General features: G+C 70.2%; 10 protein-coding genes. 2 read left to right on the top strand and 8 right to left on the bottom strand.

From position 1 onward, the window contains the following. The first annotated feature begins 2 nt into the window (after nt 1-2). Complete coding sequence (locus ACERZO_RS47490; protein WP_372672593.1) at nt 3-1583, top strand: hypothetical protein; 1581 nt, start codon at nt 3-5, stop codon at nt 1581-1583. A gap of 202 nt (nt 1584-1785) precedes the next feature. Beyond that, the gene (locus tag ACERZO_RS47485) at nt 1786-3999 is read left to right on the top strand and encodes a hypothetical protein (protein WP_372672592.1); all 2214 of its coding nucleotides are present in this window, start codon (nt 1786-1788) and stop codon (nt 3997-3999) included. A 1223-nt stretch (nt 4000-5222) separates the two neighbouring features. Here the strand turns inward: ACERZO_RS47485 and ACERZO_RS47480 are convergent. The 8 genes from ACERZO_RS47480 to ACERZO_RS47445 all read right to left on the bottom strand — a co-directional run bounded on the left by ACERZO_RS47480 (nt 5223) and on the right by ACERZO_RS47445 (nt 15915). After that, nucleotides 5223-5612, bottom strand: a complete 390-nt coding sequence (locus ACERZO_RS47480) for a hypothetical protein (RefSeq protein ID WP_372672591.1) — start codon at nt 5610-5612, stop codon at nt 5223-5225. 247 nt (nt 5613-5859) lie between these two features. Next, nucleotides 5860-6846, bottom strand: coding sequence for a glycoside hydrolase family 25 protein (locus ACERZO_RS47475; RefSeq protein WP_372672590.1), 987 nt, complete (start codon nt 6844-6846; stop codon nt 5860-5862). 80 nt (nt 6847-6926) lie between these two features. Beyond that, nucleotides 6927-7205 carry a hypothetical protein gene (locus ACERZO_RS47470; protein WP_372672589.1) on the bottom strand — a complete coding sequence of 93 codons (279 nt, stop codon included), beginning with the start codon at nt 7203-7205 and terminating at the stop codon, nt 6927-6929. A gap of 15 nt (nt 7206-7220) precedes the next feature. Next, nucleotides 7221-7799 carry a hypothetical protein gene (locus ACERZO_RS47465; protein ID WP_372672588.1) on the bottom strand — a complete coding sequence of 193 codons (579 nt, stop codon included), beginning with the start codon at nt 7797-7799 and terminating at the stop codon, nt 7221-7223. An 18-nt stretch (nt 7800-7817) separates the two neighbouring features. Further along, entirely contained in the window at nt 7818-8372 is a 555-nt protein-coding gene (locus ACERZO_RS47460) for a hypothetical protein (RefSeq protein WP_372672587.1), read from the bottom strand. Between the two features lie 84 nt (nt 8373-8456). Continuing rightward, nucleotides 8457-12215, bottom strand: coding sequence for a hypothetical protein (locus ACERZO_RS47455; protein WP_372672586.1), 3759 nt, complete (start codon nt 12213-12215; stop codon nt 8457-8459). A 43-nt stretch (nt 12216-12258) separates the two neighbouring features. Beyond that, nucleotides 12259-12882, bottom strand: coding sequence for a hypothetical protein (locus ACERZO_RS47450; RefSeq protein WP_372672585.1), 624 nt, complete (start codon nt 12880-12882; stop codon nt 12259-12261). Nucleotides 12883-12903: 21 nt separating this feature from the next. Then, nucleotides 12904-15915 carry a phage tail tape measure protein gene (locus ACERZO_RS47445; protein ID WP_372672584.1) on the bottom strand — a complete coding sequence of 1004 codons (3012 nt, stop codon included), beginning with the start codon at nt 15913-15915 and terminating at the stop codon, nt 12904-12906. Between the last annotated feature and the right edge of the window lie 14 nt (nt 15916-15929).

The raw sequence follows: 15929 nt of genomic DNA, 5'->3' as shown, positions 1-15929 counted from the left end.
TCATGACTCAGCCGAGCGCCCCGGCGCCCGACACCCAGCCCAAGCAGGCAGCACCGAAGAACCAGCCCCGCCGCTACGCGCCACAGCCGAACCGGGTCCGCACCCGGAACGTGGCAGTCGGCACCGGGGTCCTCGGCGGAGTCGCAGTCGCAACGCAGTCCCTGCTCACCCTCGGCCCCACCGCCACCGCGGTCGGCGGGGCCGCCACCGCCGCCGTCGCCGGCGGAACCGTGCTCGCCGCGAAGACCCGCGGCCGCGCCCGCCGCCGCGCCACCGCGGCCGGCCCCGGCAGCGCCGCCCGCCGATCCATGATCGCCCGCGGCCGCCAGCGCGCCGCCCGCAACGCCGCCGCCCACGTCGGCGCGACCCGCCGCATGAAGAAGGCCGGAAAGCCCGGCATCGCCGGATGGTCCGCCGGACGTCGCCCCCGCACCGGCGCCGCCACCCAGCGCGCCCTCGCCGGGCAGGGCGCCCGCAACGGCTTCTGGAAGCCGCTCGGCCCGCAGCGCCGCAACGCGCGCGGCCAGTTCGCCAGCGGCCACCACGCCCCCGGCGCCCGACCCACGACCAAGGCTCAGGCCAAGGCCGCCCGCAAGGCCGCAGCCGCGCGCCGCCGTGCGAACAAGGCCATCGCCCCGGCCGCGTACAGGTCGACGCCGTCCCGCCGGGCCCAGAAGCGCCTCAACCGCTCCGAAACCCGAGCGACCAACCGCCGCGCCAGCGCCGCCAACCGGGAACGACGCGCCACTGCCAAGGCCGACCGTCGACGACGTCGGCAGGTGAAAGCCGACAACGCCCACCGCAACAGCAGCTACCGCTCCACCCGCAGCGAGGTCCGCAGCGTCGAGCGCTTCGGCCGCCGCATGACCCGGCTCGCCGGCCGGATCGCTCGCATCCACCGCAGCCCCCTCGGTCGCGGCATCGGCACGTTCTGGATGTGGACCGCGACGCGCGTGGGCAACGGCGTCCGCTCGGCCAGCGTGCTCCAGGCCCTCGCCGTCCCGTTCCGCGACCTATTCATCCGCCGGCCTCGCCCCATCCCGGCCGTCCCGGTCGTCGTTGCCGTCCCGGCGGCCGCGACGCCGAAACCTGCCGACCCGCTCGGCATGAACCTGCCTGGCCACCCGCTCACCGGCATCGGCCTGAACAAGGTTCCCGCAGCTTCCCACCCCGTTTCACCTGCACCAACACCCGTATTCGGACCTGGCTCCGGATTCGGTCTCGTACGAAGGGACACCACCACCGTGACCAACCAGATGGACTGGAGCGCTATGGCCGACGCCGTACGCACCTGGCGCCCCGAGAGCCCCGAAGACACCCAGAACTTCCTGTCCGGGATGCCGGACGGGCTCACCGAGCTGGCCTCCGCACTGCACGCCAAGAGCGGCGAGCTGGCCGCCGAGTTCCCCTACGCGGCCACCACCGCGGACGGTCTCGACGCGCTCGGCAACGTCATCCGGGCGGCCGCCGCGACGGCCGACCCGCAGCGCAGCGACCACGACGCCGCGAACGCGACCGGGCAGGCCTTCCGCGACGAGGTCGCGCACAAGCCGAACGCCCAGCACTGGATCGATGGGGTGTAGCCGGTGATGCAGCAGCAGACCTGCCCGAACGGCCACCCCGCGAACAGCAACGGGAACTGCTTCGGCCACGGGTGCGTGTACGACAACTCCAAACGCCACGACGGGCAGAACTGACCCGTCCCGACCGGGGCCGGGCCCGCCTCTCCCTCGCGGACCCGGCCCCACCTCACCCACCAGAACCACCAGCACGGAAGAGGAGCCCATGACCGGCGCTCACGACGAACCGCACACGCTCCCCAGCGCGTTCGCCTACTCCCTTATGGGCGGCGTCGGCACCTGGGCGTGCAGCAGCTTCGTCCTGACCAACATCGAAGAGATCGCCACCTGGCACGTCGCTGCCGGCGGGGCCGGGGCCACCGTGCTCGCCGTCGTCGGCGTCCACCACATCTTCAAGAAGGACCGGCGCACCACCGCCTGGTTCCGTGGCCTGGCCAAGGCGGTCGCCGGAGCTGTCACCGGCGGCGCCGCCTACTGGACCACCATGGCGCAGGCAACCGGCCACCCCAACAGCCTCGGCAGCCTCGGCGCGCTCGCCGGGGGCACCCTGCTGACCTGGTACACCACCGGCCTGATGACGCACTGGCTCGACCGCCGCGGCGACATCCACCACACCCAGCTCGAGGCGGAGTTCAGGGCCGCCGAGATGAGCTTCTGGGACCTGGTCCTCACGAACGCCGGCGTCGTCGGCGCCAAGGCGGGCGCTCCGACCGAAGACCGACTCGGCAATGAGACCGTGCGGATCACCGTCCCCAGCGGCTCCCTCAAGGTCATCACCGCGCAGGGCATCGAAGAGCGCATCGCGACCGAAGCCAACGCCCTCGCCCGCGGCTACAACCTGGCGCGGGACGCGGTGAAGCTCTACAGCCACGGGCAGGCAGGGCAGTTCGAGATGCGGATCGAGCGCACTCCCGCCACCGCGGTCCTCGCCGAGACCATCCCGTACCAGTTCGAGCCGGGCCCGTTCGACATCGCCGACGACTTCGTGATCGGCCGCTGGGAGAACGGCGAGCCGATCGTGATCAACCTGCTCAAGCTCCACGTCGAGATCATCGCGATGACCCAGGCTGGGAAGTCCAGCCTCCTGAGCCTGCTGCTCGACCGTATCGCCGGGTCCTTCAACGCGACCGCGGTAGTTGGCGGTAACTGGAAGGTCAACGACCTGATGTCCCAGCACCTTGAGCCGCTGCGCCAGGGCCACCAGCCGACCGTGAGTCACGTCGCCACGAACACCACCGACACCCTGGAGATGCTGGCTACCTACTTCGAGGAGGGCGCCCGCCGCTACGCGATCCCCCGTCACCAGCGCCCCGCCCGCCCGACCCGCGAGATGCCGGCCATCTTCGTCGTCCTGGACGAGGCCAGCTTCCAGCTGCGGTCGAACGAGAAGGTGCTGTGTCACGACGGCGTGTACCGGACCGGCTCCGAGCTGATCGAGCTGCTGACCCGCGGCACCACCGCCGTGTTCATCCAGGTCATCCTCGCCACTCAGTCGGGCACCGTCCCCGACTACGGCAACTTCGGCGGCGCGATCAAGCGGAACATCAAGCTCAAGATCGTGATGCGGATCGAGGACATCGCCGAGCTCCCTCGCGTGCTACCCGGCTGCAACCTGCGCGACCTCAAGCCCGAAAAGCTGATCTACCCGGGCGTCGCCTACATCAAGCTCGACACCATCACGCCGATGGCCGGGAAGCTCACGTACCTCGACACGCAGCTGATCCCGCAGCTGGTGGTGCAGCGCCAGGCCACCCGGGTCGACATCCCCGAGGAAGCCGGCATGTGCCTGACCGTGGGCCAGCGCTGGGAGCGCCCGGCGGCCGCCGAGGGTGAGCCGCAGCGTGACCCCGTCCTGGTGCAGGAGTCGGCGTGGAGGCGCCGGTGGGTCGGCGACGTCGACCAGTTCCTGGACTACGTCTACACCGGGCAGCGGCCCGCCCCGGTGAAGACCGCCGCCGCGGCCGCGCTCGCCACCGCCGGCCAGCGGCGTCCGGAGGCGGAGCGGCCGAAGACGGTCGAAGAAGCCCTCTCCCAGCTCGGCGGTGTGTTCCAGCGGCACCGTGCCGAGACCCGCGAGCAGGGAGCCAAGAAGGTGCTCGGCGCCGACGAGGAGACGATCAAAGGGACCTTCGAGGAACTGGTCGCCGGCTTCGAGCGGCCGGTCCCCGAGCCGCTGGCGACCATCGTCGAGCGGTTCGGCAAGCGCGAGTTCGTCTCGACCGAGGACCTCGCACAGGTGGTCGATATGACCGCGGCCGAGCTTGGCCTCACGCTGTCCCGCCACCCCTTCTCCGTCGTGCGGGATTCGAAGGCGGTCCGCCGTCCCGAGTACGAGGGGAAGCCGACGCGGGGCTTCTTCATGGCCCAGCTGCTCGCCGTCGCCGAGGAGTTCCGGACGGGGAAGCGGCCCCGGCCCTGACCTTTACTGGCCGCCTGTCAACAGCGCCGCTCGGGTTTCCCCGGGTGGCGCTGTTGCGTTCCCCGCGGGGAACCGCCCGGGGAGTTTCCCCGCTCGATTCCCTACGTCCGCAGCCGCACCCCGGGGACTGCTCCCCAGCCTCCCCGGGGACACCGTCAGGGAGGCAGCTCGGCCGGTCGCCGGGGAACGGTGAGGCGTCCCCGGGGCGCGGCCGCGGCGACGGGGAACCGCGTTCCGCACTCCCCCGCGACCGTCCCCGCCGACCCCACCGAGGCGCGTCCCCGCGTCCCCGGAATCCGGTCACCGAGCGCCCCGGGGAGAGCAGCGCCAGGGAAGCCGCCAGGTGGGGATTCGGGCGTCGCGGGTGTCGCGGGTGTCCCCGCGCACGGACGTGAAATGGTCCCCGAAACACGCCACAAACCCGTCCCCGCAGCGTGGGGACCACGCCGACCCGTAACGGTGTTTCAGACCCGTCACACCCGATACCCGCAGGCTGCACCCGCGACGCCTCCCGTAACGCACCCGCGACGACCCGATACACCCGTCGCGGGTCGTCGCGGGTCCCGTGACGGGTCCCGTCACGGGACCCCGGCGAGCCGCCGGGGACGGCGCCGGGAGCCGTCCCCGGCCGCCGACGTCGACCGGCAGGGGAACCGCCGCGGCCGCGTGCGGGGAGCCCTCGCGGGGATCAGGGCTCTCCGGCCGGCCACGGGGACGGGAACCGGGGAAAGCGCACCCGACCTGCTGTTCCCCGCTCCCCGGGGAGCGATTCCCCGGCCTCCCCGGCTCCCCGAGCCGCGTCCCCGAGCAAGCCGGGGAGGACTCCCCGGCCGTCCCCGCGCCCGGCGACCGGAGCGCCGGGGACGGCGGGGAACGACTCCCCGGCGCGGTCCCCGCGGCGACGCCGAACGGGGAGCGTGCAGGGTGGCAGCCGTCCCCGTCGGTCGTCTCCGGCTGCGGGGAATCGACCGCCTCGACACCTCCCGGGAAGCCACCAGCGCGGCTCAACTCAGCCCGGCGTGAGCCCCGCGCGGGGAGTACTAAAACGTCGCCCGCGACGGCACGCGATCCGGCGGGAAGGAGGCGTCCCCGCCGCGGCCGCCGAGCCTCGCCGTGCCGGCCGGGGAGGCGGCATCGGACCCTTCCCCGGAGACGACGAAAGGCCCCCCGCACCGTCCGGTGCGGGGGGCCTCAGCGCTCACGGCCGGGATGGGAATCGGGGATCAGTCGGTCGGGCCGCTCTTGGCGGGCGCGGCCGCGTCGACGGCGTCGGCGCGCAGCTGGTGATCGAGCTCGGTCACGACGTCCGCGGCGATGCCTCCGGCGGGGGTCGCCGTCACCTTGTCGAGCGCGTCCCCGACGCCGGGCAGCTGCCGGAGCGAGCTGGCCGCGTTCTCGACGGCGGTCAGCGACGCCGTCGACACGTGGACGCCGAGCACCTTCAGCACGCACAGCACGCCGGCGACGATCGCGCCGACGAGACCGGGCCGCCAGTCGTCGACGACGCCGACGTGCAGGGCGTCGGCGACGTCCCCGGCGGCGACGACGCCACCGGCGGCCTGGAACACGGTCCAGAGCACACGGTCGATCAGGTTCAGGAGGAACGGGGGCATTGGCGAACTACTCCATTCGAGTGATAACGGGTTCATTGCATCGCGCTGCGCGAGCGGCCCGCAATCAGCGGGCCGAGAGCGCGGAGGTACGAGATGTGGATCGAGCTGGCCGTGAACGGCGCCGTGACCGTGGTGGCTACGGCCGGGGGCACGGTGCTGGGCATGGTGGCCGCGGACTGGTGGGCACGGCGGCGCCGCTGAGCGCGTTGCCCGCCGGGTCTCCATCCGGCGGGCAACGGGCCCCCGGTCAGGCGCGGGGCGTCAGCTGGATGAAGACCGCCACCTCGGAGGCGCACGAGTACTCGACGTGCGCCTTCGTGGTGCCCGAGGGCAGCCGGATCGGCTCGCCTTCCTTCACCTCGACGCGCCACTGCTTCGGGTCGCCGCCGGTGCCCTGCCCGTCGACGGGCGTCCAGCAGTAGATGTGGCCGCCGAAGATCACGGTCTTCGCCGCGAACACCAGCGTCACGTCATAGGCCTCCGGCAGCGCCAGGACGTCGTAGCCCGTGGTCATGGCGGGCGGGAACTTGACCATGCAGTCCTCCATCGTCTGGATCGCGGCACGGATCGATGCCGCAGTGCCGGGGGTCGGGGACGGGCGGCCGCCGACGAAGACGGTGCCCTCGGAGACGTCGACCTCGATGTCGTCGAGGTCGACCAGGCCGGCGATGCCGGGGACGCGGCCAGCAGAGGTGTACTGGTGAACCGCGACGTGGCCGCCGGTGTAGTAGCGGATCGGGTGCTCGACGCCGTCGTTGACGCCGTACTCGGCGTCCCACTCCAGGACGTCGGCGCCCGGGGCGGTGATCTCCCAGGCCCGCATCGCCTGCAGATCGGACCCGGAGCCGTAGAGCAGGTTCTTCGCCAGCTGCGGGATGCGGACGTTCAGCTGCGTCAGGAACGCCCGGATCCACGCCTGCGCGGCGGGGCCCTTGGGCAGCGAGTGGTCCTCGTAGTCGAGCGCGGGGGCCAGGTCGAGCGCGTTCAGCCGCAGCAGCTCGTCGGCGAAGGCGTTCGCCTGCGCGACCGGGTCGCCGCCGAGCGCGTAGTGGTAGCCGCCGACGCGCGCTCCGGCTCCTCGGGCGCCGTTGACGTAGTTGTCGCCGCGGACACGCGCCGGGCCGGCGCCGTTGGTGAGCTTCACGAACACGCGGCGCACGCCGGAGCCGACGACCTGCGGCCAGCTGACCTGGCCCTGGTACGCCTCGTAGACGTCGATCGCTCGGTCGCCCAACGGGCACCTCCTTCCTCGGGTTCAGCGCGCACGAGAAAGGCCCCCGGTGGTTGCCAGGGGCCTTCGGAGTGCGCGGGTGATCAGTGGTGGGGCAGGAGCTGGACGAGCGCAGCGACGACGCCGGACGCGAGTGCGCCGATGACGGCCACCCAGATCATCTGGCGGCCGACGCTCATGTGCTTCGTGTCGGCCGACAGGTCGCGGCGGATGTCGGTGACGTCGACTTCGACCCGGTCGAGGCGGACGCCGTGCTCGGCCAGCAGCTCGGCGTGCCGATCGATCTTGTCGTCGATGCGGTCGAGCTTGGCTTCTACACGGCCGAAGCCGTGAGCCAGCTGGGAGTCGTCGGGGGTGGGCACGGTTCACCTCGTAGGTCAGGGCGTGAGGGCAGGGTCGGGCGCGACGGGTTCTTGATCAGGGATCGGGGTGACGGTGACCAGCTGGTAGTCCTCGGCCGCGCCCGCCGAGCCGGTGTCGGGGTTGCGGTTGGGCCAGGACGTCGTCGTCACCTGGAAGTGCTGGTCGCCGACCGCGAGCCGCTGGCTGTCGTAGAACGGCGCCGCGTAGCGGCCGCGCTCGACCAGCACCTCCCCGGTGTCGGCGTGCACGAACTTCGCGCGGGCCGGCGGAACCCCCGCAATCACCCGCACGTAGCTGGCGACGTTCGGGACGTTCGGGGCCTCGGTCAGCACGGTCAGCCGCGCGGCCCCGCCGTCGACGACCTGCTCCACGTACCTGCCCGCCGCGACGTCGAGCACCATCCGCGGTCCCGGGATGATCTCGACGCTGAGCAGGGTGTGGTCGTAGGCGGGGTCGAGGCCGGCGACCCGGACCAGGTGGCCGACCCATTCGCCGATCGCGTCCGGCCGGAACACGCCGGTCGGCTCCTCCGGCGTGACGACCACAGTGGACGTCACGGTCGTTCCTGGGCTGAAGCCAGTGCTGCTGGTCATGCTGGTCCTCCGAGATCGTTACGGGCCCATGCGGCGGATGTTCAGCCGGGCGCAGGTGCGACCCACGGTCGTGCTGACGTTGCCCGACGCCGAGTGCCACACACTCATGTAGATCACGGACCCGACAGCGAGACTCGGGAAGAACGCGTTGGCGTGCAGCACCTGGCCGTCGTTGGTGTTGAACCCGGGTTTGTGGTCTTCGCCGCCGACGTTGTTCACCGACGTGCTGGTGCCGTTGACCAGCAAGAACAGGTAGATGTCGGACGCGGGGGTTTGCAGCGGGAACTGGCAGTCGACCTCGTAGGACCCGGCGGTGCGGATCGTGACCGTGTTCGCCACCGAGGGCACCCACATGTTGTCCGGATTGGACTCGGCGACGTCGAGGTTGATCAGCACGTCGGTGGCGGGCGGGATCGACTGCGAGACCGTCTGCTTCAGGCTGGCGTGCGGGACGTACGCCCGCGGCGCCGGCGCGCCCGTGACGATGTTCGACAGGTTGTTGATCCCGGTCGACAGCAGGTTCAGGTCCGCTTGGTGAACCAGGCTGCCGTCGACGAACGTCGGCATCGTCACGAGGCACCGCCCCGCTGGGCGTCATGGGTCGGCACCGCGGCCACCTCCAGTCAGGTTGACGGCCACGGCACTGGCCAAGGTTGATCAGTAGATCGGCGTCGTCGTCGAGCCGAGGACGCCGTACTGCGGGTCCCCCAGCACCCACGCCGAGGGGACGAACACCGGGGAGCACTGGAGGTCGATTCGCCACGTCCCGGCGTCCGGGTCGATGTCGTGGTTGATCTGCTCCACGTAGTAGTCCCCGCTCAAGACCACGCTGCCGGCGCGGCGGCGGATCGTGACGCGCAGGCCGAGCTCCAGCCCAAGCAGGGTCGCCCAGGCGGACGGGAACGCGATGGGGTTGATCGTCAGCTTCTCGATGCGCAGCTTCGCCCGCGCGTAGCGGCCGAGGTAGAACGTCCCGGCCTGCGTGAGGTCGAAGTCGTTCGTGCATTGCACGTTGTGGCTGAGGATCCGCTGCCCGTACTTCGCCTGCGCGGCCGTGTTCACCATCGGCGCGAAGTCGTTGTTCCCCGGCCGGGTCAGGTTGGCCTGGCTGAAGGTGTACGTCGGGTCGATGTCGCCTTCGTAGTCCTCGTACGGGATCTCTCCCGACGCGACGTCTTCGCCGAACACCGCCACCGGGATCTGGTGCACGTCCCGGTACCTCGAGCTGCGGTCGTCGAAGATCACCGTCCCGCCCTGGTTGGCGTACAGGAACCCGCGCTCCGACTCCTGGATCTCCTGGAGCACGTCCAGCAGCATCCGCCGGTTGTAGTCGTTGTCCGGTGCCAGCTGGAGGTAGCCGCCCGCACTCAGCCATGGCCCGTTCCAGTACTTCGCCAGCAGCCGGCCGACTCGGCCCCCGGAGAACTCCTTGTCGTTGCCCACCCCGCGCAGGTAGTGCTTCTTCAGCTGTGCGGTGGTGAGCGCGTACGGGTAGGTGGCGAAGTTCGCCCAGGACGCCGTCGACACGGGGTCGCCGAAGTAGGTGGTGGCGTTGAAGAACAGGTTGTCCAGCTGGATCGACGCTGAGGGAGTGAACCCGAGCGGTTGCGTGTCCTGCACGACGTAGTCATCGAGGTACATCGAGAACGACCCGTTGGAAAGGGTGATCGCGAAGTAATGCCACGTGCTGTCCGGATATGCTCCCGGGAAATTCGGCGCGTCGAAAGCGTAAAGAGGTGCCGCTCCTCCATTCGGGTCGATGAACCGAAAACACAGCGTCCCGCCGGTTGTGTACAGGCCGATGTAATGCGCCGGACCGAGTGGCTGGTTTGCTGTTTTTTCGCCGCGATTCATTGATGCTAGGCCGAAATACACGCAGCCCGACTGAAAGCGGAACCAGCCCTCGAATGTGAACGCCCTCGGGTTCATGGAAACAGCGCCGCCGCGCGTGCCGATGTAGGTCGTCTGGGTCAAGTCGCCCTTCACCGGAGGTGTGGCGTTCTGCTGCGTGATCGACACGACGGGCGAGCCGTCCAGGAACGAATCGCCCGCCCAGTTCACCGAGGAGGAGTTGCTGCCCAGCTCGGTGTACCCGGCCATCGGAGCGCCACCACCTGGCCGCTGAATCTGCTGAGGCCCGGAGGCGTCATTCAGCGGCGCGAACATGTTCGGGCCGTCCGCCGTGATCGTCGCGAGGTAGCTCTCGGCGATCTCCGTTCGCGACAGGACCGCGAGCGCGTCGACCACGGTCAGCGGCCGAATCCCCCGGGTCCCGTTCATGTCGTAGTGCAGCGGATACCGCTCGATGTACCCGCTGTAGACCCGGTACGCGGTCGGTCCCGTGGTGCTGAACGCGGTCGGGTTGCGCCCGTACTCCAGCTGCACGGCATCGACGTAGAACCGTGTCGGCGCTCCCCCGGAGCCGAAGATCTCCAAGGTCTCGGCGACGTCGACCGCTTTCCAGGACACGAACACCCGGGTCCACGCGTCTTGAGCGGTCGCAACGTTCGACAGGTGCTCGACGCCGGCCGCGTCGATGACCCGCAGCTGCACCGTTGTGCCCGAGGTAGGGCGCACGTACGCCGACACCACCATGAGCAGGTCGGGCCCGACGATCACACCGAGCGCCGTGCCGAAGCCGCGGCCGTCCGTGGTCTGCGTGACCTGCATCGACTTGGTGCCGGTCCAGAAGTGGGCCGTCGACGTCGCCTGAGTGGTCCCGGCGCCGCTCGGGTTGAACAGGCTGAAGCCCGTCTCGAACGACGGGTCAGCGCCGGTGCCGAGCATCGAGACGTTGATCATGTTGCCGGTGTTCGGCCACAGTGCGCTGATCCGCATCGCCCGGTAGGGCTCCAGCGTCTGGCCGTTCTGGTTGAGCGGCGACGCCGGGTTCTCCGGGTTCAGGCTCTCCAACGGGTCGGTGACCTCGATGTTCGCCGTGCCGGCCTGCACCTGGTCGAGCTCGTACTGGCGGCCGCGCTGTACGGAGATCTTCCGCGCGATCGTCCGCCGGGCCCGGGAGTTCAGCGATCGCCGTGTCGGGCCTGGCCCCACCACGTGCGGTGGCCCCACCGTGGGGTCGATGTACACCAGCAGCAGCGGCCTGTTCGGGTTCGGGATTTCCCCGGTCAAGCTCGACGGCTGCACCGGGAACGGCCCGGCCCCGCCCAGCGCCGAGGCCGGCGCCGCGGTCCGGGAGGCGGCCGGGACGTCGTTGGTGACGGTGTTCGCGATCGCCGCTGCAGGCGCGCCCGAACGGGCCCCGGCGGGGGCGTCGGTGAACAGGGTGACGCCGATGGCCAGCTGAGCGCCTGGTGCGCCCGTACGGGCCGGAACCGGGTTGTCGGGCACCGTCACGCCAATGAGGGCCGGGCCGTCCGCAGGGGCGCCCGTGCGAGCCGCGAACGGTGCGTCCTGCACGGTCACGCCGACCGCGACCTCGTCGACGGTCTCCCCCGTGCGCGCGGCCGCGGGGACGTCGCTCGCCACCGGGACATCGATTCCTAGCAACGTGTCCGGCGCGCCGGTCCGCGAGGCGAACGGGACGTCGAGCAGCGTGATCGGCTCGGGCACCGTCCCCGACAGCGTGCTCTCCGGCGCACCCGTGCGGGACGCCGCCGAGACGTCGCTGGCGAGCGAGACGTCGATCGCGATCTGCTCGCGCGGATTCCCCGTCCGCCCGGCCGCCGTCGTGCCCGTCACCGTGACCGGCACCAGCTGGCCCTGATAGATCACCAGGGTTTCCAGCGCCGTCTTCGCCGTGCCGAGCACCGGGGACCAGGTTTGGATGCCAGCCGTCGACCCCAAGATCGGGATCTTGTACGACGCCCGGACCGCCTGCGTGCTCGTCCCGGCCGGGCTGAACGCGCCCGGAAGCGTGTGCCACGAGTCCCCGCCTGCCTGGTCACTGCTCTCGGTGTAGGAGTCCGTGCTGGGCAACGGCACGAACAGCACCCCGAGGACCAACGTGTACGTCGGCGCCGGGGTGTTCGGGGCGATCGAGTTCGTCGGCGTGGCCGTGACGGCCTTCGTACCGGTCGGGTCCACCTGGAACCGCCACCCTGACGGCGCCACGCCGGTGAACTGGTCGACGCCCATCGCGTAGTTCGCGTTGTTCGCGCTGAACGCCACCGAGACCAGGTCGCCGGCCTGCAGCGGGGTGGTCACCACCGTCGAGTAGACGACGTTCATGCCGTCGCTGCTGGAGGTCCGCGAGTAGTCCTGCTGCCAGGTGTTCCCGCGCGAGTCCGAGACGGTCGGCGGGGTCGAGCCGGAGCGGTAGTTGAAGCTGGCGAACCGCAGCACCAGCAGGTCCCCGGCCGGGACGCCTCCAGCGGGGACCGACACCGACATGCCAACCGCGGTGGTGCTGCTGATCCCGTTGGTGCCGATGTGCTTGACGTACTGGAACGCCACGACCGCCCCTCTCCCCCGGTGCTGCTCCCCGAGGCGGCCACGCCTACGGGTGGTAGATCAGCAGCGCTCCCTGCGGTGACCACTGGTCGGTGAAGGTGCCGCCCTGGCCGGCCTGGTTGCTGCCGAAGTCGTGAATCCCCAGCAGCGGCTGCGTCGCGGCGGTTCCCGGGGTGCGATCCGACAGCACCAGGTAGCGGGCCCCGGAGAACGTCGCCGACGCCCACGCCGGGTTGCTGGCGAGGAACTGCGTCGCGCCGGAGCCGACGCACTCCCACACCACCGAGCCGTCCGTCACCGTGCCGCCGACGACGGTCGGCCACGTAGGCGCCGACGCGCCCGAGGTACCGCCGGACACGCAGCGGTAGAGGAACCCGTTGCCCGGGTTCGGCCGGACCGTGAACTCCGCGGCGTAGGCCGTCGCCCCGGCCCACGCGGTCGTCCAGCTGTTCGCCGCGATGTACGACACCGACTTGCCGGTGAGCGCCACCCCGCCGACGGTGTAGCCGTTGGCAGTGGCCAGCTCCCCCGCCAGCGCGGACACGAACGTGTCGGTGTCGAGGTTCGGCGTGTAGCCGGTGCCGTGCAGGGTCGCGACGATGTTGTCCGCCACCCAGTTCCACTTCGCCTGCGCGGCCAGCGCGAGCGCAGGCCGGTAGAACTTGGCCATGAGCGGCCCCCTTCTGGTCGATCAGGTGAATGCCGGGGTGAAGCCCGGCCCGTTGTTCCGCCCGGCGAAGCGGATGACGATCTTCTGGACGACCTTCTGCAGGTCGACTTCGCTCAACACCGAGCCGGCGACGTTCACCGCGACGTTGACGATCTGCGTTGTCCCGCCGCCGGAGACGGGGACGAGCGGGACCAGGCCGCCCGCGGTGACCGCGCTCGGCGCGGCCGCGCCGGTGCCGCTCGAGCTCGTCGCCGGGCGGCCGGCGACGCCGGTGCTGAGGTTGACCGCGACCGCGGAGGCCTTGGTCACGCGATCGGCCATCGCTGTAGCTGCGGAAACAGCGGTGTCGGCGTGGTTGTCGATGCCGACAGCGAGGCCTTGGGCGAGGAACTGGCCCAGTTCGATCATGAGTTTCGACGGCGAGGCGATGCCGAGGGCGTCCTTGAAGCCCTGGATCACGCCGCCGGCGAAGTCCTTGACCTTCTGCCAGAGCCACCCGCCCATGGCGGAGATGCCGTTCCAGAGGCCGACGATCAGGTCGTGGCCTGCGTTGAGCAGCCAGGAACCGGCGTCGGCAAGGAACGACTTGACGTTGCCCGGCAGGTCGTGGAACCAGCGCTTCACGCCCTCGTAAGCGTTGGTGATGCCGTTGCGCAAGCCGACCAACAGGTCGGCGCCCTTCTGCACCAGCCAGTTCCAGGCGTCCGAGAAAAACGCTTTGACCTTGCCAGGCAGCTCGACGAACCACTGCTTGACCGACTCGTAGGCGTTGATGATCCCGCGGCCCAGGCCGATCAGGAGATCCATGCCCTTTTGGACCAGCCAATTTCCAGCGTCGACCAGGAATGCCTTCACGCGGCCGGGCAGTTCACGAAAGAACTGGACAGTTGCGTTCCAAGCGTTCTTGATTCCGGTGGTGAAGCTGTTCCAGGCGTCGATCGCGGTCCGCAGCAGGAGGCCCGCCAGAAACCCGAGCGCATAGCCGATTTTCCGTGGCAAATCCTTGACGAATTGGATTGCCGCGTCGATCCCCCGTCGAGTCGCGTCGACGGCTGAGTTCCAGGCGTTTCGGAAAAAGTTTCCGATCATGCTTCCCAGGGAAGCTATCCCGCTGAGAATCTTGCCGGGCAGCGCCTTGATCCAGTCGATCCAGCCGGAAAGGAGGTTCACCACCCAGTCGATCGCCGTCGAGAAGGCGTTCTTGATCGCGTTCCAGATGCCGACGAAGAACGAGGCGACCGAGTCCCAGTTGCTGATCAGCAGGTAAACGCCGGCGGCCAGGGCCAGCACGGCGACCACGATCCCGGCGATGATCCACGTGACCGGGTTCGATGCGAAGCCCCAAAACACCGCCAGCAGCGCGGAGAACGCCACCACCAGCGCGCCGCCGACCACGACCGCGAGCACCTTCGCCGCGGTCTCGTGCCGCGACAGCCAGCCCGTCACGTCGGCGATGACGCCGGCGATCTTCGAGAACACCGGCAGCAGCTCGGTACCCACGGCGATCGCGAGCGCGCCCAACCCGTCCTTTGCCTGGGCGACCTTCGTGTTGAAGGTGCCCTGGATGTCCGCCCAGCCCTTGACGTGCCCGCCAGCCTCCGACGTCGCCTGGCTGATGGCGCGGACCTTGTCGTTGGTGATCTCGGCGTTTTCGCCGGTCAACATCAACGCCACGTTCAACCCTGTGGCGTCGCCTGTGGACTTCGCCAGGGCCTGGCCGTAGGACTGCATGACCTGCGCCCCGGTCATCTGGTGGCCGCCGAGCTGATGGAAGCTCGCCGCGAGCGTCGCGAACGACCGGGCCTGCGCCGCCGAGATCGGGTCCAACGCCTTGGTGTCAGCGGTGAACTGCTTCAACGTCGTGGTGCCGTTGATCACCGACTGGCCGAGCTTCTGCACCTCGGGCGGCAGGCCGCGGAGGGCGTTCTGCATGTTGAGGATCACCCGCGTGGCGTCCGGGCCCATCGACTCCCGGATCCGGTTGGCGATCATCTGCAGCGTGCCCGACAGCCCGCGCTCGCCGAGGGACTGCGCGAGGTCCTGGGAGTTGATCCCCAGCATCGCGAGTTCCTTTGCCTGCACCGAAGTGGGGCTCTGCATGTGCCGGATCACGTCGGTGAGGTTCTGCGCGCTTTGCTGCGCGCTCATGCCGTGCACCGTCATCGAGGAGAGCGACCCGAGGATGTCGTCCAGCGAGACGTGCGCGGCCGACGCGACCGGGAGCACGGCGGCCATCGATGCCGACAGCTCCTGGAACGTGCTCTTGCCGACCGACGTCGCCGCGACCAGTTTGGACGTGACGTTCGCGGCGTCCTCGGCCTTGAGGTGGTAGTCGACCATCACCGACGTCACCGCGTCGGCCACGGTTTCCAGCTCGGCGTTCTCCGCCTTCGCGCCCTCGGCTGCGGCCTGGAGCACCTTCAGCCCGTCCGCACCGTGCTGGCCGCCGGAGCCGATGGTGTACATGGCTTTCGCCAGCTCCATCGACGAGTAGCCCACCGACCCGGCCATGTCGAGAATGCCGCGGCGGACCAGCTCGAGGTTGTCGTGCGACTCCCCGGCAGAGGTGACCAGCCGCATCGTCGCGGCCTCGAAGTCGCCGGCCATCTTGACCGTCACCGCCGCGACGCCGATCCCGACCGCGCCGATCCCGAGCGCGGCCTTCTGGACCAGCGCGACCTTCCCGGCCGTCGTCGCCGCCGTCGAGGCGGCCGCGGCGTCGATCTTCGCGGCCATCGCCTCGGTCGAGGCGGCGGCGCGCGCGTTCGCCGCCTCCATCTCCGTGGTGGAGCGAATCGTCTGGGCGGCCATCCGCTGGTAGTCGATGGTGTACTGCAAAGCCATCTCGTCGGCTTTGGTGGTCATCGCGCCCATCGAGCGCATCAGCGCTTCGTTCTCCCGCAGGATCGAGGCGACCGACGTCGAGATCTTCGCGGCCATCGACTCCCCGGCCAGGCCGGCGGCCTGGAACTGGGGCAGCAGCTCGGCGGCGTTCGAGCGGAGCCGGATGTAGAGGTCGGCGACTTCCTGCACGCCGAACCACCCCC

The sequence above is a fragment of the Amycolatopsis kentuckyensis genome (assembly GCF_041679295.1).
Taxonomy (GTDB): Bacteria; Actinomycetota; Actinomycetes; order Mycobacteriales; family Pseudonocardiaceae; genus Amycolatopsis; species Amycolatopsis kentuckyensis_A.
This window is presented reverse-complemented; position numbering and strand designations above follow the sequence as displayed.